Source organism: Hylemonella sp. GW821-FHT10B10, from assembly GCF_059415585.1.
In genome coordinates, this window is sequence record NZ_JBWKNN010000001.1 from 215,218 (window position 1) to 235,258 (window position 20,041).

The 20,041-nt window shown below is 57.3% G+C and carries 7 protein-coding genes; 6 read left to right on the plus strand and 1 reads right to left on the minus strand.

Features of this window, described 5'->3' with window-relative positions; genetic code table 11:
• The first annotated feature begins 274 nt into the window (after positions 1 to 274).
• The 6 genes from AC07NT_RS01030 to queC all read left to right on the plus strand — a co-directional run bounded on the left by AC07NT_RS01030 (position 275) and on the right by queC (position 18,272).
• Entirely contained in the window at positions 275 to 2,470 is a 2,196-nt protein-coding gene (locus AC07NT_RS01030; protein ID WP_498598518.1) for a type I secretion system permease/ATPase, read from the plus strand.
• Positions 2,467 to 3,888, plus strand: coding sequence for an HlyD family type I secretion periplasmic adaptor subunit (locus tag AC07NT_RS01035; protein ID WP_498598285.1), 1,422 nt, complete (start codon positions 2,467 to 2,469; stop codon positions 3,886 to 3,888). Before AC07NT_RS01030 ends, AC07NT_RS01035 begins: the two co-directional genes overlap by 4 nt.
• 44 nt (positions 3,889 to 3,932) lie before the next feature.
• Complete coding sequence (locus AC07NT_RS01040) at positions 3,933 to 5,093, plus strand: lysozyme inhibitor LprI family protein (protein ID WP_498598284.1); 1,161 nt, start codon at positions 3,933 to 3,935, stop codon at positions 5,091 to 5,093.
• Between the two features lie 25 nt (positions 5,094 to 5,118).
• Positions 5,119 to 16,782: a putative Ig domain-containing protein gene (locus tag AC07NT_RS01045; RefSeq protein ID WP_498598283.1), complete on the plus strand. Its 11,664-nt coding sequence runs from the start codon at positions 5,119 to 5,121 to the stop codon at positions 16,780 to 16,782.
• Positions 16,783 to 17,015: 233 nt separating this feature from the next.
• The gene (locus AC07NT_RS01050; RefSeq protein WP_498598282.1) at positions 17,016 to 17,519 is read left to right on the plus strand and encodes a hypothetical protein; all 504 of its coding nucleotides are present in this window, start codon (positions 17,016 to 17,018) and stop codon (positions 17,517 to 17,519) included.
• A gap of 48 nt (positions 17,520 to 17,567) precedes the next feature.
• The gene (gene queC / locus AC07NT_RS01055; protein ID WP_498598517.1) at positions 17,568 to 18,272 is read left to right on the plus strand and encodes a 7-cyano-7-deazaguanine synthase QueC; all 705 of its coding nucleotides are present in this window, start codon (positions 17,568 to 17,570) and stop codon (positions 18,270 to 18,272) included.
• On the opposite strand, the gene AC07NT_RS01060 is transcribed toward queC, so the two are convergent.
• Positions 18,263 to 20,026, minus strand: coding sequence for an ABC transporter ATP-binding protein/permease (locus tag AC07NT_RS01060; protein WP_498598281.1), 1,764 nt, complete (start codon positions 20,024 to 20,026; stop codon positions 18,263 to 18,265). The two genes, queC and AC07NT_RS01060, sit on opposite strands and share 10 nt — an antisense overlap.
• Positions 20,027 to 20,041 lie beyond the last annotated feature (15 nt).

A 20,041-nucleotide genomic window follows, 5' to 3' on the forward strand; every position in this document is an offset into this window, starting at 1 on the left:
GCTCGAATGTTGAGTTTGCTATTAAATATGTAGCTATCAGATTCCGCCAGACCTGATTCATCGATAAATCCTTAAGGAAGAAATCGTCTAAGAATGGGCTAGGTCAGGACATATCCCCCGTTTGGGGGATATGCCAGCCGCCAAATACAAGCTACCGTTCACGCTGCCCAGAAAGAGGAAAACTACCGATCCAGGTGGCTTTCAGGTGAGGACACGCGTGAGCATCAATACCAGTGCACCGGCGGCTAGCAAAGCGCCATCAGAGCAGCCGCAACTGCAAACTTCTGCGGCCGATCCGGCCAGTGGAGCGCGCGGATCATTGCCTCCACTTGCCGCACTCTGCGCTATTGCCCGCCTGCATCAGGTAGCGGCCGATCCGGCCACACTGGCCCATCAATTGGGCCTCTCCGGAACGGAACCGTTTCAGTTGCATGACCTGCTGCAGGCTGCCCAGCACCTGGGTCTCAAAGCCAAACACTCCCGCACCAAGGTAGAACGCCTGGCGCTCACGCCACTGCCAGCGCTCGCGTTGATGCGCACCGACGATGGCGCTTTGCGTGTCGTCATCCTGGCGCAATGCGACGGCCAGCGCGTGTTGTTGCAGGATCCCGCAGCAGGCGCGGGCAACAACCGCCCCACCATTGAGCCCTTGGAAATCTTCAGCAGTCAGTGGACCGGCGAGCTCATCCTCATCACCAGCCGCGCCAGCATGGCCGGCGATCTGGCCAAGTTCGATTTCTCCTGGTTCATTCCCAGCCTCATCAAGCACCGCAAGCTGCTGGGGGAGGTGTTGCTCATCTCCTTCATGCTGCAGCTCTTCGCGCTGGTCAGTCCCCTGTTTTTCCAGGTGGTTATGGACAAGGTGCTGGTACACCACGGCCTGACCACGCTTGACGTGTTGGTCATCGGCCTGGTGGGGGTGGTCATCTTCGAGAGCGTACTCAACGCCCTGCGCGCCTATGTCTTCAGCCACACGACCAGCCGCATCGATGTGGAGTTGGGCGCGCGCCTGTTCCGCCACCTCATGGCCCTGCCCCTGGCCTACTTCCAGGCGCGGCGTGTGGGGGATTCGGTGGCCCGCGTGCGCGAGCTGGAAAACATCCGCAGCTTCCTGACGGGCAATGCCTTGACGGTGGTGCTGGACGTGTTTTTCTCCGTGGTCTTCATCGCCGTCATGCTGTTCTACAGCGTGCCGCTCACGCTCATCGTGCTGGTCAGCTTGCCGCTGTATTTCGGCCTAAGCCTGGCTGTAGTGCCCGTGCTGCGCAAGCGGCTGGACACCAAGTTCGCTCGCAGCGCCGAGAACCAAGCCATGCTGGTGGAGACAGTCACCGGCATCCAGACCGTCAAGGCCACGGCGCTGGAGCCAGCCTTTGCCCGCCGCTGGGACAAGCAGCTCGCGGCCTATGTTTCGGCCAGCTTCAAGACGCAGAACCTGGCCAGCGTGGCGCACGAAGGCGTCAACCTCATTGGCAAGTTGGTCAACGCCGCCACGCTCTGGTATGGCGCCCATCTGGTGATGGACAACCAGCTCACCGTGGGTCAGTTCGTGGCCTTCAATATGTTCGCTGGCCGTGTCTCGCAGCCCATCATGCGCATGGCCCAGCTGTGGACGGACTTCCAGCAGACCGGTATTTCGGTCGCGCGTCTGGGCGACATTCTCAACACTCGCACCGAAGTGCCGCCTACCAGTGCGGCCCAGCTGCCACCGGTCAAAGGCCGCATCACGCTGGACAACGTCACTTTCCGCTACCGACCCGAAGCTGCACCCGTGCTCAACGGCGTCAGCCTGGATGTGCGCCCCGGCGAGGTGATCGGTATCGTCGGCCGTTCCGGTTCGGGCAAGAGCACCTTGACCAAGCTGGTGCAGCGCCTCTACGTACCCGAGCAGGGCCGATTGATGGTGGACGGCATCGACATCAGCCTGATCGACGCGGCCCAGCTGCGCCGCCAGGTGGGTGTGGTGCTGCAGGAAAACCTGCTGTTCAACCGCAGCGTGCGAGAAAACATTGCCATCACCGACCCGGCGGCTCCCATCGACGCCGTGGTGCGTGTGGCCCAGCTGGCCGGCGCGCATGACTTCATCAGCGAACTGCCCGAAGGCTACGACACCCTGGTGGGTGAGCAGGGTGGCAGCCTGAGCGGTGGGCAGCGCCAGCGCGTCGCCATCGCCCGCGCCCTGTTTGCCAACCCGCGCATTCTGATCTTTGACGAAGCCACCAGCGCGCTGGACTATGAGAGCGAGGCCATCATCCAGCGCAATATGGCCAGCATCTGCCAGGGCCGTACCGTGCTCATCATCGCCCACCGCCTGAGCGCCGTGCGCCACGCAAATCGCATCATCGTGCTGGAGAAGGGCCGCATCGTTGAGGCAGGCCCGCACGACGCACTCATCAACAAGCCGCAGGGCCTCTACGCCCACCTCTGGCAAATGCAAGGTGGCCAGGCCGCGCCCGGAGGCGCCGCATGAGCACGAACACCGCAGCACCGATGCCGCGCCACCCCCTGATTGAATTGTGGGTGCGCTACAGGGCGGTCTTCAAGGCCGCTTGGGAACACCGGGCCGAACTGGCCGGCCCGCAGCGCCTAGCTGATGAAACAGCCTTCTTGCCTGCCGCACTGAGCCTGCAGGAAACGCCGGTGCACCCGGCACCGCGTCGCCTGGCCTGGACCATCATGGTGCTGTTTGTGCTCGTGCTTATCTGGTCCATCGTGGGCCAAATCGATATCGTGGCCGTGGCGCCGGGGCGCATCATCGTGAGCGATCGCACCAAGGTCATCCAGCCGCTGGAAGCCAGCGTTGTGAAAAGCGTGCTCGTCAAGGATGGGGACCGCGTGCGCGCCGGCCAGGTGTTGGTCGAGCTGGACCCCACCATGGCCAATGCAGACAAGGCCAGCGTGCAGGAGCAACTCAACGCGGCCATCAGCGAAGAGCAGCGTACCGCTGCCCTGCTCAGAACCCTGGCCATGGGGCAAACGCCTAGCCTGCCCAAAGGGGCCGATGACGCCACGCGCAGCCTGCTGCAAAGTGAATGGCAAGACATCCGCGCCAAGCTCGCCAAGCTGGATGCAGAAATCGCCCGCCGCCAGGCCGAGATGGCCACGGTGCAGGCCACCATCGCCAAGCTCGAAGACACCGTGCCCATGGCCCAGGCGCGTGAGGCGGACTTCAAGCGTCTGGTGGACCAGGGTTACATCTCCGGCCATGCCACGCAGGACAAGACGCGTGAGCGCATCGAGCTGGAGCGCGATTTGTCCACCCAGCGAGCCCGCTTGGCAGAGGCCCAGGCCATGCTGCGCGAATCGGAACAGGCTCGCGCCTCTTTCCGTGCTGAGACCGTGCGCCAGCTCAACGACCGCAATGCTCAGGCCACCACCAAACACCAGCAGTTCAGTGCTGACCACAGCAAGGCCAGCCAGCGCGAGCGCTTGACGCAGCTCACCGCCCCTGTGGACGGCATCGTGCAGCAGCTGGCCATCCACTCCGTAGGCGGTGTGGTCACCAGCGCCCAGCCCTTGATGATTGTGGTGCCCGACAGCCCCACCGTCACCGCAGAAATCACCGTGGCCAACCAGGACATCGGCTTTGTGAACGCCGGCCAGGCCGCCACAGTGAAGCTGGAGACTTTCCCTTACACACGCTACGGCACGGTGGAGGCCAAGGTGGAGGTGGTCACCGCTGACGCGGTGACGGATGAAAAGAAAGGGTCCTATTACCCGGCCATCCTGACGCTGAGCCAGAAAGACATGGACATTGACGGTAAGCACGTCCCGTTGAGCCCGGGTATGAATATCACAGCGGAGATCAAGACAGGGAAGAGACGAGTGATTGAGTATCTGCTTTCGCCGGTGCAGAGGGCAGGGAGTGAGAGCTTGAGAGAGCGTTGACGTTCCAGCACAACTAAAAAAACACCTCAGTAGAGGATCAAGAGATGAACATCAAGACCAAAAAAGGCGCTAGTTCGTGGGTAACGCTGTGCGCGATGGTGGCACTGATCGTGGCTTCTCCTGTACAGGCAGCAAGCTTTGATTGTGCAAAAGCTCAGAGCAAGGTGGAGAGGCTGATTTGTTCAAATGAAAAGCTATCGAAAATTGACGAGCAACTTGCTGACATTTATGCGACAGCATTGAAGAGCAAAAAGTCAAATCGCACCACTTTTCAAGCTCAAAAACAATGGATCAAAGAGCGTAACGGCTGCGTCGATTCGATTTGTATCGAAATGGCTTATCGAAGTCGAAAGGGCGAGATTTTGGGGGCGGAATCGCAAGAGCAAATCATTACTGTCTACGCCAAAGATGAAAATCTCTGCGAAGCCTATGCGAATTACGTTATCAGAGAAATCATTGCATCAAAGAATGACACACATTTGAACTATCGAAGAACAGTCTCGTTGGGAAATTTTGGGTCTTTGACATGGTCTGATAGCCCGCCTCAGTGCAAAAGACCTTTTGTAGATGAATCCCCAGAATTCATGGCTGCAAGTTGGAAAGAGGTGAGCCCGGAAGAATATCCGGAGCTTGCAGTTGGAGCTTACAGAATAGTCAGCAGTGCGTCTTTGCAAGGTTACTTTTCGAAGCTTCACCAAGCTAATGATGAAGATTTCGTGCGTAGCTTGAGGGAAATAAAAGAGCGCAAAGAGCTTGGCGGATTTCGCATGTGGTTGGCAGACGTCGACATCAATAACAACGGAGTTCCCGAGACTCTCCTCAAGGTAGAGGTCGATCGGTGTGGCTACGATCCGCGAACATCCATCGGTTCATCGCAAGCACCACGTTGGAAGATCCCAATTATGGTGGTCGATTCAAGTAAAAAAATCATTGATGCCAAAACGGACCAAATACTGAACGTATCAAAAGTGCCCACATCAATGAGTCGGGGAGGTGTGCAACTGTATTCCTTTGAGCTTGAGAGTTTTGATGCGTTTCAGCACTCTGGAGTTACATACTTTGACCGTTGGGAAGATGAATGGGTCTACAACTACCGTGGGGATTATTCAGAAAAGGCGCACGAAGAGACTTCTGCTGCCTTGACTGTCTATGCCATTTCAAACGGGGATAGGCACCCCATATGCCGTCTGAAAATTAGCAAGTAAATGATCTAGTAAAGGGAGAATTCAAATGATTACAGCCACTCACGAAATTACTGATTACAAGATTGATTTAATCAAGAATTTTCTTAGAAATGTGGAAGGACCGATCCCCAATCCTTACTACGATCGTGCGCCACGGAATACGACGGGAGAATATCAAAACGTAACGATCGGTGATGGTATCAACCTCGACTGGAGCAATGAAAAGAATCTTCGACTGACTCTTCTACAGTTGGGATTGGTTGATAGTTCTACTGCGTTGGAGGCGAATCGCCGAAACTTGGCCAGCTTGCCTGCAGAGACAAGCACGGAAAAGACTCTTCGCCTTGACGCGATGGTGTTGGCGTTCCGGCAGGTAATGATCAACAACAGGCCTGCAGAAGGCGCCACTCCTCAAAGTGTATTGGCGGCTAACGCCGCGCTTAAAACGCAGCTGGATAACTTGGCAACGCTATTCGGCGGTGTGACCTTTCAAATTACTGAAGGTCAGTCGGAAAATATCATTAAGCAGATCATAAATGGAATAAGCATTCCAGGATTCGTTATTGACAATGGCAAGCAAGCAAGGCTAGACGCGAATATTGGGAGCAGTCTCTCGCACAATACAAAAGAGTATGAAGCGCTCATGTCATTGTTCTACAACGCTGAATCAACAGTGAAAGCGACTGGCCTATTGGCCACGGCGATTAAGGAAGATCGCCGTGCCGATGCCTGGTATGAGATTAGATACAACACAAACCTCAGAGCTTTAACAGCGCGCAGTGATATATCCGGTGGCATCGCCAATCGACGTTATAAAGAGTCCGATCTGTTTGATCTCTACGGTGACCCTTCCAAATTAAATGACACTCAAAAGTTGGAGGAGGGTAAGAGCATCTATCGAATGTTTACGTCCAATCGTGAACAAATTATTCGGTATGAAGAACTTTATTCGCCTACGAATATAAATGCAGGAAGCACTGCCATTGAACAGGTGCTGGGGCGCGCGAAATTAGTGGTTCTTGCTAACCTAGAAAACTCTTCTGATTCCAGCATCAAAGCAGCTTATGCCGCATGGTCCGCGAATGCGGCCAGCTTCCGATCTACAGATCTGTATTTTGATCCCGGGAAGAATGCCGTAACAGTTCTTGACGGACGAAAGTTCGTCAAGATTTCAACAGATGTTGATGCAGGGATTTCGGAAGCCGCAGTTAATAACGTGCTGATCGGTGACGGTGGCGTAAGCGGCAATACGGGCGACATGCTTGTGGGGGGGATGGGCAACGACCTGCTGATTGGCAGCGCGGGGAACGACTATCTGTGGGGTGGTAAAGGCGACGATGCCATGGCCGGTGGCGCGGGCAATGACACCTACATCATCGAAAGTGGAGATGGCACCGATACCATTGAAGACAAGGTGGGCGTCAACCGGGTCATCGTGAATGGCAAGGCCATCGTCTCCTTTTATCGGAAGGCAGATGGACTGAACTATGTGAGTTACGATGGTGCGTTCACCGCTGTCCTGAAAGATGGCGACTTCATCGTCACCGATGCGGCGACTGGGGGCAAAGTCATCCTGAATCAGGACTTCCAGGAAGGCGACTTCGGCATCCACTTCGCTGATGCGCCGACCGACCCTGCCGCCAACCCAACCGCATCATCGACAGATCGCACGATCCTTGGCGACAAGCGTCCCTCGGTGTTTGTTGGCACCTTCGATGCACAACTCTCGGGTTTGCCTGCTGGCGCACAAATTCTCCGACAGTTCAATCAGGTCGCAGATGAGGACGGCAAAGTCATTTCCATCGATGTGGAGTACAACAAAGTCGACGACCTTGGCAATCTGATCACAGACGCTCCCGAGCCCGGTCGAAGCGACAACTTGAATGACAGTGCCGGTAATGACCGCATTGAGGCCGGTTCAGGTGACGATGGCATCAATGCGTCTCGTGGTGGGAATGACTACATTGACGCCGGTGAAGGCAACGACACAGTCGACGCCGGGGCAGGCAACGACTACGTACTTGGCGGGGCGGGAAACGACAAGCTCAATGGCGACGACGGCAACGACTACCTTCAAGGCGACGCCGGAGACGATACGCTGAACGGCAACAAGGGGAATGACCTCTTGTTGGGGGGCGATGGCGAAGACCAGCTCAACGGTGGCGATGGAGACGACACGATCCGCGGCGGGGCGGATCACGATGTGCTGCGGGGTGACAGCGCCGATGCAACAACACCTGGTAAAGATGTACTCGAAGGCGGTAGCGGCTCTGACATTCTCTACGGCATGGCTGGAGACGACGCCCTCTATGGCGCCGACTTCATCAAACTCGAAGACGCCATCGCACAAGGAAATTCCGGCACCGGCAGCGCCACGCAAGGCGATTTTCTGCAAGGGATGGGAGGAAATGACATCCTGGTCGGTACCTCGGCCAAGGATCTGCTGGGCGGTGGAGAGGGTTCCGATGTACTGGTAGGTGGCGCCGGCGACGACTTCCTGTTTGGTGACGTCCATCACGACGCATACACCAAAGACTGGAGTTTCCGATTGGAGACAACGGGTGATGCACAAACGGGGCGCAACTACGAATTCAAAGTTGACGGCGTGACATCGACTTCGTCGGACGGCGCGGCAGACACGATCTATGCAGGCGCTGGAGACGATGGTGTCATGGCGGGCGGCGGTGATGATTATGTGGATGCCGGTGCTGGAAATGATGTCGTATTTGGTGAGGGTGGGGATGACAACATCCAAGGCGGGGATGGTGACGACGTCCTCAATGGCGACAACGGCATAGGCATGCTGGCGCTGTCGAAGCACGGCAACGATTTCATCGATGGCGGCGCTGGCAATGACGACATCAACGGCGAGGGCGGCAACGACGTTCTCTTCGGTGGCGCTGGTAACGACAAGATATCTGGTGATGGATCTGTCGGTGCAGCGGGGGGAGATGACTACCTGGATGGCGGCGAAGGTGACGACCAGCTTTTCGGTGGAGCGGGCAACGACATCATTTACGGCGGCAGTGGCAATGACATCTTGATGGGTGATGCTGGCGCCGACTTTATGGATGGCGGCGATGGAGATGACACCTACGTGGCCGGTGTCGGCGATACGATCTCTGACTCCAAAGGGAACAACACCCTGACGATCACTGACGGGAATCCCCTGGCTGTGACGGCCAGCGGTGATACCTTGATACTCGACTACGGCACCCAGGGTACGGTCGAGGTCAATGGCGCATTGACCGGTGCCTTCTCCTCTATCAACGGTGTCGCCTTTGGGAACTGGATCAGTTCCCGTCTGACAGATAGTGTCCAGGTCTCCACGACACAGGCAAACCAGACGGTCACGGGCGGCTCTGGCGACGATGCGCTGACCGCATACCATGCGGGCGCAAATTTGAATGGGGGCAACGGGAATGACACACTTGCCGCCGGCGAGTTTTCTGCCGTCCTGAATGGCGGAGCCGGCGATGACGCCCTGTACTCTGGAGCGGGAGCAGATACCCTGAACGGCGGGAGTGGTGCGGATACGTACTACTTTTATAGAGGCAACGGGGCGGACGTCATTGAGGATAGCGGAGATGCATCTGACGTCGATACGCTGATCTTTGGCGATGACATCCTTGCTTCTGATGTGACTGTCAGACGGACCCCGGCGGGGGATCTGGAGTTCACTGTGAATGGCACTGCAGACAGTGTCACGATCAAGGACTGGTACTCCGCTTCGTCAGCGCTGAATCGAATCGAACAGATCGTATTCGGTGACGGCGCGATCTACTCGCCACTCGATTACGAGGGCTTGCCTATCACAGGGACCGCGGATGCCGATTCCATGGTCGGCTCATCCTCCAGTGATGTTCTGGTTGGGCTGGCTGGAACAGACACCTATTACATGCAGTACAACATGGGGAAGGACCGTGTTGTAGACAGTGTCGCAGACGGGGGTGTGGTCCAGCTGGCAGAAGGTCTGAGTTTCTCTAGTGTCACGGCCCAGCGATATGGAAGTGATCTTTTACTGCAGCTGGACGCTTCCAACAGCCTTCGCATTGATGGATATTTTGCGACGTCCCAACCGTCTTGGTTTTTGAAGGATGGCCAAGGCGAGACAAAGTCTTTTGATGATTTGTCTGTGTTGCCCGATCCGGCGACAGCGATCGACGAGGCGCTCGTCGTACAAAGCGAAGAGCTGGCCTATAGAAACAAGTTGGAAGCCGACATACGCTTTCACTATGCGACGCTGGATGTAGCCAATTTCACACCCTATCAAACGAGATCGGATGGGACCCTTTATTCGCAAACTGAAAATGCTTTGAATGGATGGACTCAAACCGGAACCCGTACTTCGGGTTACATGGACATTCGTTCTGGTTATGCGCCGTATTACTTTGGTGAAAGTTCCTCTTCTTATTCCCAAGCTGGAATCTATGGGGGGGCCTCCGTAGAGGGGGATCTGGTTGAAATCCGGAAGACTACTTCGAATACAGATGAAGATGTATTCTATGCAGCCGGTGAAGCGCAGACGCTGGTTTCTGAATATCAGAGCAAGGCTTTCCAGATTAACTGGAATGAACCCTACTATTCAGCTCAAAGTGCATACACTAACCCGCCTTCATTCGTTGGCTACATTACCTGGTCTGGTATTAACAGCAGCGAATCGGTGCCCGTTGACCAAAGACTGGGCATTAGATATTTTTATTCTGCGGGTTCGGATCTGACGAGTTACTTCACTGGCAAAGCTGTGGGGCTTCCGCTTGCCCCTATCGATGCCACCAGCACTGACAGCCTGCCAGGCTACGCCAACTTCGCATACCGCGAGATCACCACGCTCTATTCAATACAGACCCTCAATCTGGGAGCTTCGGACAACACGGTGTACGCAGGCTCACTGACGATCGTGAATTCCGGCGACGGAAATGACACCGTCTACAACGCGGGCTACGCTTATGGCGGCGCTGGCAATGACTCCTTGATAGGTGGAGGTACCCTGAGGGGCGGAGAGGGCGACGATTTCCTGCGCGACGGCAACTGGATGTCTGGCGGCGCTGGCGACGACATCCTGGTTGGCGGTGCGACGATGGTGGCGGGCGCCGGTCATGACGAGATCTACGCAAGGGCGGGATATGCCAGGATAGAAATTGACCCCGCAGTCGTCACGAGCGGACTTCTGGGTGGGGCTGGGGACTCGACGTACTTCTTGGATCAGTACTACCAATCGATAGGCATTACCAATTGGGAAATGCATAGCAGTACACCGGGCATTTTCCACCTGAAGCATTCCGATATCGGGAATTTCTGGGGAACTCGGGAGGAACTGAAGGCGATCGCGGAGCTGAATTCGTGGACTTCGTTTGAGGAGGGACTGGCGGAAGGGTGGATCTATGCACCGCTGCCACCCGCGCCGCTGATTTCGGCCAACGATTTCAGGGCCCTTGCGTCGTATTACGAGCAAGGAGTGCTTCAGCACCATGTGGTGGCGTTTGGTGCGGGAGTTTCGGCGCAGAATCTCCGATTCTCATGGGGCGAGCTGCAAGCGGCTGTAAGTGGTGAGCCGAGTGCTCCCAAGTCTGCGCATGTGGTGCTCAATATCTCCTGGAATGACGGCCAGCAAAATATTCAGGTGATCATTCCGCACAGTGACGACCCCATAGGCTCAGGGATATCGCAGTTCACATTTGCTGACGGAGCTGTGCTTGGGATGGCGGACATTCTGGAGCTCGCACCTACGCCACCCTCTTTCGATCCGCAGGCCTTGTTCGATTTTGTCACTGGATCCGGCGAAACCAACTTGACCAGTGACGTGAAGTTGCTCCGATTTGATCTGAGCGCATCAGAGCTCGTGGTCAAGAAAGACGGCGCGGATCTGCTGTTGACGCTGGCGGGGTCTTCTGACTCCGTTCGGCTGCTCGACTGGTGTGCAAATCCAGATGCCTATTTCGCTCTCAACATTGAGTTCGGCGGAGAACCCGTGCAGGGGTTCCAAGCGTATCTCCAGGATGTCGGTATCGTCATTGACGGGTCGGCCGGCGGGCAGACCTTGACGGGGGTGGCTGGATATCCGAACACGTTCATCGCAGGCCCTGGCAGCACATTGATAGGCAGCGAAGGAGGACAGGATACCTATGTAATTAACGCCGGTTCGGGCACGGTGCATATTCAAGACAGCGAAGGTACGGGCACGATCCAGTTTGGAGCCGGCATCACGCCAGATCAGATCACCCTGGGTGTTGGCTCTCTGATGTTGCGCGTGGGCAATAGTGGCGACACGATACACATCGAAGGCTTCGATCCGCAGAATGCATTGGGCAGCAGTGCAATCTCCGCCTTCCAGTTCTCCGATGGCACGACGCTTACAGTCAGGCAATTGATGGCCAGAGGTTTTGATATCTACGGCACGGAAGATGGCGAGGTATTGCGAGGAACAGACCAGGACGATCGCATCTATTCGGCAGGTGGAAACGACACCTTGATTGGAGGCGTTGGTGATGACACTTTGATTGCTGGTGTTGATGCCAATGTCTTTGCGTTCCAGGCGGGTGATGGTCGCGACGTGATTGACGAATCAGCAAAGGCGGGCACTTCCGTTGGGACCGATTTGATCAAGTTCACCTCGGGGGTGGCCGCAAGCGATTTGTTCTTCGGTCGCACTGGCAGTGATGTACTGATCTCCAACGTCAAAACCCAGGATGCGCTCGTCGTACGGAACATCCGGGCGATTGATCGGATTGCCCTTGATAACGGTTCATATGTCGAGTTTCGGGAAACGGGTCCAGGCAGCGCCAGCATTACGACCTACGATATCGACGGCTTAATCCTGTCGAGTGTTACGCAGACCCACGACGGAAACGGAAACTTCACCAACGTCGGCCCCAACGGAGCAATAAGCGGGGGTGGGAGCAACCCTGATGGAAGCTATTACCTGTATACCGATGACGGCGACGGTGGTGCTGTCACGACCAATTACGACGGGAATGGCAGTTTCGTCAGCGAGACTTCGTCGTGGGAGTGGTCAGATGGGTCCCATGGAACGTCTACCCGTTATGCCGATGGCACCTCAGCAGCAACGGCATATTACATTGATCCGGATGACGCAGACGGCTATTTCTCGGGTAGCACAAGTTACGCCTATAACAACAATGGGCGCGGCCTTGAAAACTGGATTGAATACGATGCTGGCGGCGCGCTGCTCGGATCGGTAAGCAAGCTTACACAAAGCACGCCCAATACTTACACAACCACAGCTTTCGACGCCACGGGCAGGAAGATCGAGGTCCGTTGGGGCAACCCCGAGGCCAATGGAAATGATCTTTACCATGCTGATGGAACGAGCAGTGGGGGCAGCTATTTCCGCGACGGCTCTGGTCATAGCACCTATTTCAATGACGGGGCCGGAACGATCACGACCCAAAACTTTGATGCCACTGATGCCCTGCTAGGAAAGGTTGTGGTGACCGATGACGAGCAGGGAAATACTTCGACTACCAATTTCGATGCGAACGATGTGAAGGTCAACGCTAGCTGGATCAAGTCTGACGGATCCTATGGCAGTACCGCCTTCAACCCCGACGGGTCGGGCAACGGCACGGCAAACTATCTGGACGGTAGTTTCGAGGAAATTTACTACGGTGCACTGTCCGGCTTTGCGTTTAACTACGCGCATCACTATGACGCCGATAGGAATTACTTGGGGCGGTGGGAGCTATATGACTATGGTGGTGGGGAAACCCAAAAGTGGATTTACGATGCCAATGACGTCCTGATCGGAGGCATTTGGACGGATAGAGACGGCGGTTATAGCGAGGATGTTTATGCCGCCGACGGCAGCTTTGTGAATACGAGGGGGAACGGCAAGGGCTTGGTCACGGTTACAAACTATGACGCAGATGAAGTGCCGATCAGCGTCTCCTGGACCAATATCGACGGCTCCTACGGCAGCGGCACGCTGGATGCGGATGGCATCTTGCGTGGTACTGGGCATTACCCGGATGGTAGGAACAGCACCTTCGTGCAAGAACCATCGGGTGTTCTCACGACAGACTTCTTTGATGCGAACGGAGTTTTCTTAAACAGGCAAATAGAGAATGCTTGGGGATACACGCGAATAGAGTACTTTGATGCCGCCGGAAACCTCATCGAAGAACACTGGCGTGACGCATACGGGGCGTATGGCATCAAAACGTTCCAGCTTGATGGATCGAGCAGCGGAACTAGCTATTACCCTGACGGTAGTTACGAGACGTTCACGGACGACGGACATGGTTCATCCACCGGGCATGAATACTCCGCTGACGGTACTGAATTGAGCTATTGGTGGGGGGCACCCGACGGCAGTTATGGTTATGACGATTTTGATGCCTCTGGCGCCATAAGCGGTGGGGTCTATAACGTTGACGGTAGCCACAAGAGCTACACGAACGACGGGCATGGCAACATCACGACGCAGTTTTTTGATCCCGACAACAACCTGCTCAGCTATGTTGTTGTGAGCGATGATGGGCAGGGAAATGTCCACACTTCCACCTTTGATGCCACAGGAAACCTGATTTCTGAAGCTTGGCAGCACGCCAACTCTGCGCCTGAGGCTAACCCTATTACGGCAGAAGCCGCACAGCAAGGTGCTCTCTACACATTCCATATTCCGAGCGGCAGCTTTACTGACCCCGATATCGGGGATGTGTTGAGTTACAGCGCCAATCTGTCAGATGGCACCGCACTCCCAGCATGGCTGACATTCGATGCGCAGACACAGACGTTCTCTGGCACACCGCAAAACGCCGACGTGGGGCAGCTGCTGTCCATCGAAATCACGGCGACGGATCCTTTGGGGGAAAGTGTTTCGCAGACCTTCACCTTGAATGTTTCCAACGTCAACGACGCCCCGATGGTGCAGGAAGTTCTTATCCCGCAAGCCGCTCAGCAAGGTGTTGAGTTCAGCTATACCCTACCGCAGGGTGCATTTTCTGACATCGATGTGGGTGACAGTTTGAGTTACAGCGTTGAACTGGCGGATGGCACTGCGCTGCCGGATTGGTTGCATTTCGACGCCGAAACCCGCACGCTCAGCGGAACACCGGCCAACGAGGATGTCGGCAGTCTCGCGCTTAAAGTGACGGCAACCGATGCGGGTGGCTTGAGTGCCAGCCAGATCGTCAGTCTGGATGTTTCCAACGTCAACGACGCTCCAGTCGCAGATTCTTCAATCACGTCGCAAAATGCGGCAGAAGACAGTCTCTGGAGCTACGTCATTTCCGCAGATGCCTTTACGGATGTGGACGTGGGTGACAGTCTGAGCTACAGCGTGACACTTGCCAGCGGCTCTCCTTTGCCGAGTTGGCTGAGTTTCGATGCGGCAACCCGCACGCTCAGCGGAACCCCCACGAATGACGATGTCGGCCATCTCCTGCTCAAAGTCGTGGCTACTGACAGTGGCGGACTAAGTGCCAGTCAAGCCTTCGGCCTGAACGTTACCAATGTCAACGACGCACCGCAAATCGTCCTCATCGTGGTGGACCAGACGGCGGTGGAGCAGCAGGCCTTCAGCTATACCGTGCCTAGTGGTGCGTTCGTTGATGTCGATGCCGGGGACACGTTGAGCTATAGCTTGAGTATGGCCGACGGATCAGCACTCCCAATGTGGCTGTTCTTCGATGCAGCAACCCGAACCTTGTCGGGAACCCCGACTTGGGGTTCGGTGGGTGGATTAGACCTCTTGCTGACCGCGACCGATTTGGCGGACGCGTCGGCATCACAAACCCTCCATATCCTTGTTCAATCGCGGTCCGGAACGACGACGACCGTTGTGGGTACAGACGGCAACGATGAGCTTAATTTCTACTACTCTGGAGCTTCGGGTGTCATCGTCAAAGGCCTTGGTGGGGATGACGTCCTGGTCGGGACCGAAGGAGCGGACTATCTGTTCGGTGGAGATGGGGTTGATCAGCTCTATTCCTGGGAAGATGACGACTACATCGATGGAGGTGGCGGCGACGACAACATAGCCGGTGAACTGGGCAATGACATGCTCCTGGGCGGCACGGGGAATGATTCCGTCTATGGTGGCGCAGGTAACGACATGATCTATGGCCAAGATGGTGAGGACTTTTTGACTGGCGCCGATGGCGACGACTACCTGGATGGAGGTGCCGACTACGACAACGTAAACGGTGGCGCGGGCAACGATACGCTGCTTGGTGGCGCGGGCGGCGACGTGCTGTACGGCGATGAAGGCAACGATATTCTCTACGGCCAGGACGGCGACGACTACATGGGGGGCAACGATGGTGATGACACACTATATGGCGATGCCGGTGCCGACTGGCTGGTCGGAGGGGTCGGTGCCGATATCCTGGATGGCGGAACAGGTGCTGACTTCATGGAAGGCGGTGACAGCAACGACACCTATTACGTGGACGATGCCAACGACTCCATGCAGGAGAACGCAAACGCAGGCATAGATACGGTGATCAGTACCGTAACTCACACCCTGAGCGCCAATGTTGAAAACCTGACCCTTGCGGGGACCAGTGCGATCAACGGGACGGGTAACGCTCTGAGCAACGTCATTATCGGAAACAGCGCTGCCAACACTTTGAACGGCGGTGCTGGTGCCGACACTATGATCGGTGGTGCAGGGGACGACCTTTACGTCGTCGACAATGTCGGCGATGTGGTCACGGAGTTGAGTGGAGAAGGTGTCGACCTGGTCAATTCTTCAATCACCTATACCCTGGGCAGCAATCTGGAGAATTTGACCTTGACCGGCACCGGTGTCATCAATGGCACCGGAAATGCCTTGGACAATGTCCTGATAGGCAACAGCAAGGCCAACGTCCTGACGGGCGGTGCCGGGAATGACACCTATATTGTCGGCACTGGAGATACCACGATTGAAGCCGCTGGGGAGGGTGTCGATACTGTGCAGAGCTCGATCGCTTGGACGCTGGCAAACAATGTGGAGAACCTCGTTCTCACAGGAACCTCTGCCATCAACGGGACTGGCAACGCGCTTGACAACGTCTTGACCGGTAACAGTGGAGTCAACGTGCTCACTGGCGGGGCCGGCAACGACACGTATATCGTTGGCACTGGAGACACCACGACCGAGGCGGCAGGAGGTGGTACTGATACCGTGCAAAGCAGTGTCACCTGGACTTTGGCGACCAACGTGGAAAACCTGACGCTGACGGGTACGGCTGCTGTGAATGGCACCGGCAATACGGCTGACAACCTACTGCTGGGCAATACGGGCGCCAATACGCTGACCGGCAATGCAGGCAACGACACGCTGGATGGTGGTGCCGGCGCTGACATCCTCGTCGGCGGTACGGGCAACGACACCTACTGGCTGGGTCGCGGTTACGGCACCGATACCATCCAGGAGAACGATGTCACGGCGGGCAACACGGATTTGGCGAAATTCGGTGCCGATATCGCAACCGATCAGCTCTGGTTCCGCCAGGTTGGCAACAACCTTGAAATCAGTGTCATCGGCAGCGGGGATGCCTTCACAGTCAAGGACTGGTATCTCGGTAGTCAGTACCACGTGGAGCAGTTCAAGACGGCCGATGGCAAGACGTTGCTGGATAGCCAAGTGCAGAATTTGGTGCAGGCCATGGCCGGCTTCGCCCCGCCTGCAGCCGGGCAGACGACCCTGCCCCAGAGCTATGAATCGACATTGAACCCCGTCATTGCCGCCAACTGGCAATAAGACGTAGTGGGATCTCAAGGGCGCCTGGCCGCACGCTAGGCGCCCTTGTTTTTTTGCGGACCGAGCTGGAAAGTCTAAAAATTGTCGAATTAACGACATTTGACTGGATTTTTGAGTTGTCGGACCCCAATTTTTTTGAAAATAGGCCTAAATAACCTCTCATTTCTGCCGTTAACCAATGTACGTAACAGGATAAAAGCCTCCCGCTTTTCGGGCAGAGGCGAGAGCCCATCATGCAACTACCTAACATTGAGCGAACTGCCATCCGGTCGGCCGGCTCGGAGGTAGTTGTGCCCGCCGCCGCCAAGGTGATCCCGGTGGCGCCGGTGAATCCGCCGGCCCCTGTGGTGCAGGAATCCGCCAGCGTGGTGAATGACATCAACCCGGTGGTGCAGGCCCAGGCCAACCAGGCTGCTGCCGCTCAGGCCGACAACTCGTCCCAGGACTGGACGCAGCGCAAGGAAGCCGTAGCCCGGCAGGAAGAAGCGCCGCCCAAGGAACCCGTGTCCAAGATGCTGATTGACCACATGCACGCGGTCTGGAATGCCAGCGCGCGCGTGGTCGAGATCTGGATGCAGAACAACCCGACGCAGAACCCTGGTGTCAGCCAGCAGGTGCAGTCGCAGAACCAGGCAGCGAGCCGCTATGTTGATCCCCAGGCGACGCCAGGTGTGGTGGCCAAGGAAGTGCTGACCTACTCGCCGACCCGGATCAAGAAGACCGAGAAGCCGGAATAGACAGCCAGCTGGATATGGCCCGAAGCGGGGCGATAACATCGGGGCATGCTGCACAAGACCGCCCTCGTCCTTTTCTCTGGCGGGCAGGATTCCACTACCTGCCTGGCCCACGCGCTCAAGTCCTACGAGCGCGTTGAAACCATCGCCTTTGACTACCGCCAGCGCCACCATGTGGAGCTGGAAGCACGCGTGCAGGTGCTGGCCGAGATCCGTCGCCAGTTCCCGCACTGGGCCCCGAAGCTGGGGCAGGACCACATGCTGGATCTGGCCGTGCTGGGTTCGGTGAGCGAGACCTCGCTGACGCGCGAGGTGAGTTTCAAGATGGAGTCCAGCGGCCTGCCCAACACCTTCGTGCCGGGGCGCAATCTGCTGTTCCTCACGCTGGCTGCGGCTGTGGCCTACCGGCGCGACCTGCAGGTCATCGTGACGGGTGTGTGCGAGACCGATTTCTCGGGCTACCCCGATTGCCGCGACGACACCATGAAGGCCATGCAGTTGGCGCTGTCGCTGGGCATGGACAAGCGCTACCTGATCGAGACCCCGCTGATGTGGATCGACAAGGCTGACACCTGGCGCATGGCGGAGTCCCTGGGCGGCCAGGCCCTGGTGGACTTGATCGTTGAATACACCCACACCTGCTACATGGGCGACCGCACGCATCGCCACGCCTGGGGCTATGGCTGCGGCAGCTGCCCGGCCTGCGAGCTGCGCGCGCGCGGCTGGGAGCGTTACCGCGCGGCCCCTCAGGCCTGACGCAGCTGGAACAGCGCCAGGGTTTCGTCGCTGCGTCTTTCCAGTGTCCAGGTGCTGTTGTGGTACGCGGCCACACTGTGGCGGTGTGCTATTGAAACAATAGCGCCATTGCCTGACCTCACCATCTCGATCAGCTTGCGGTAGAGCGTCTTCTCGGCCTCTTCGTCGAGTGCGCTGGTGGCTTCGTCGGCAAACACCCAGGCTGGCTTCTTGAGGAAGACGCGCGCCAGGGCCAGGCGTTGCTGTTCACCACCCGAGAGTTTCTGGCCCCAGGCGGCTACTTCGTCCAGCTGGTCGGCCAGCTGCGGCAGCAGGGCTTCGTGCAGGGCTTGCTGCAATGTTGCGTCGTCGTACTTTTCGGCGGATTCCGGATAGGCCAGGGCGTCGCGCAGGCTGGCGTTGGGGAAGTAAGGCCGCTGCGGAATGAACATGCTCGATGGCGGCATGGCCACCTTGCCCGAGGCCAGTGGCCAGATGCCGGCCAGCGCACGGAACAGCGTGGACTTGCCGCTGCCCGAGGGGCCGCTGAGCAAAACGCTGTCACCCGGCTGTACCTGCAGCGCGGTATGCGCCAGCAGGCGGCTGCCGGTGGGCAGGTCCAGCGCGAGGTCCTGCACCTGCAGGCCGGCATCACTGGCGGTTTCATGCTTCAGCGCCGCGGCCTGGCTGGCTTTCTGGATCGCGGTCTCGAAATGCGTGAGCCGGTCGGTGGTGGCACGCCAGGCAGCCAGACTGTCGTAATTGTCGATGAACCAGGAGAGCGAATCCTGTACCCGGTTGAAGGCCGAGGCGATCTGCATCACCGTGCCCAATTGGATGGCACCGCTGAAAAAGCGTGGCGCCGCCACGAGGAAGGGGAACACAGTGGAGGCCTGGCTGAAGGTGGCGGTGAACATGGTCAGGCGCTTTTGCGCGTCGATCAGCTGCAGGTAGTTGTGCAGCACATGACCGAAGCGCAGGTTCAGCTGCTTGTACTCCACGGATTCGCCGCGGTCCAGCGCGATGGCTTCGCTGTACTCGCGTACACGCACCAGGTTGTGGCGGAAGTCGGCCTCACGGCGCTGCTGTTCGTAGTTCAGCGGGATCAGGCGACGTCCCACATAGTGCGTGAGCACCGTACCCACCGCGCAGTAGAGGATGGCCACCCAGAGCATGAAGCCGGGGATGGCGAATTCGCTGCCGTTCCAGCTGAAGGTGAATTCGCCGCTGAGCGCCCAGAGGATGCCGACGAAGCTCACGAAGGTGACCAGGGCGTTGAGCAGGCCCATGCTCAGGCTCACGGTGCTGCTGGTGAAGAGCTTGAGGTCCTCCTGCATGCGCTGGTCCGGGTTGTCGGGCGACTGGTCGGGCGCGAGTGAGGCATAGCGCGTGAGCTCCAGGTGGTAATAGACCTGGTGGTCCAGCCAGCGCCGCATGTAGTGGCGCGTCATCCAGGCACGCCAACGCATCTCCAGTTGCTGGGTCAGGTAGAAGCGGTAGACCGCGATGACGATGTAGATCAGCGCCAGCACGGTGTAGCGCATCATCTGTTCCAGGAAGACCGGGTAGTTCTTATCCTGCAACGCGTCATAGAACAAGCGATTCCATTCGTTGAACAGCACCAGCGTGTACACGAAGGCCAGGTTGAGTCCGACGATGGAGGTTAGCAGGGCGCGGGCTTTCCACTTTTCTTCCGACTTGAAGTAGGGCAGGGACAGGGCCCAGGCACGGGTGAGGAAGGCCTTGAAGTCGGCCGCTTTCTGGAGCAGGGACATGGGGGAGCTCACTAA

Coding starts and splice junctions, on each gene's coding strand:
- AC07NT_RS01035 (WP_498598285.1), top strand. CDS start 2,467: ATGAGCACGAACACCGCAGCACCGATGCCGCGCCACCCCCTGATTGAA.
- AC07NT_RS01040 (WP_498598284.1), top strand. CDS start 3,933: ATGAACATCAAGACCAAAAAAGGCGCTAGTTCGTGGGTAACGCTGTGC.
- AC07NT_RS01045 (WP_498598283.1), top strand. CDS start 5,119: ATGATTACAGCCACTCACGAAATTACTGATTACAAGATTGATTTAATC.
- AC07NT_RS01050 (WP_498598282.1), top strand. CDS start 17,016: ATGCAACTACCTAACATTGAGCGAACTGCCATCCGGTCGGCCGGCTCG.
- AC07NT_RS01060 (WP_498598281.1), bottom strand. CDS start 20,026: ATGTCCCTGCTCCAGAAAGCGGCCGACTTCAAGGCCTTCCTCACCCGT.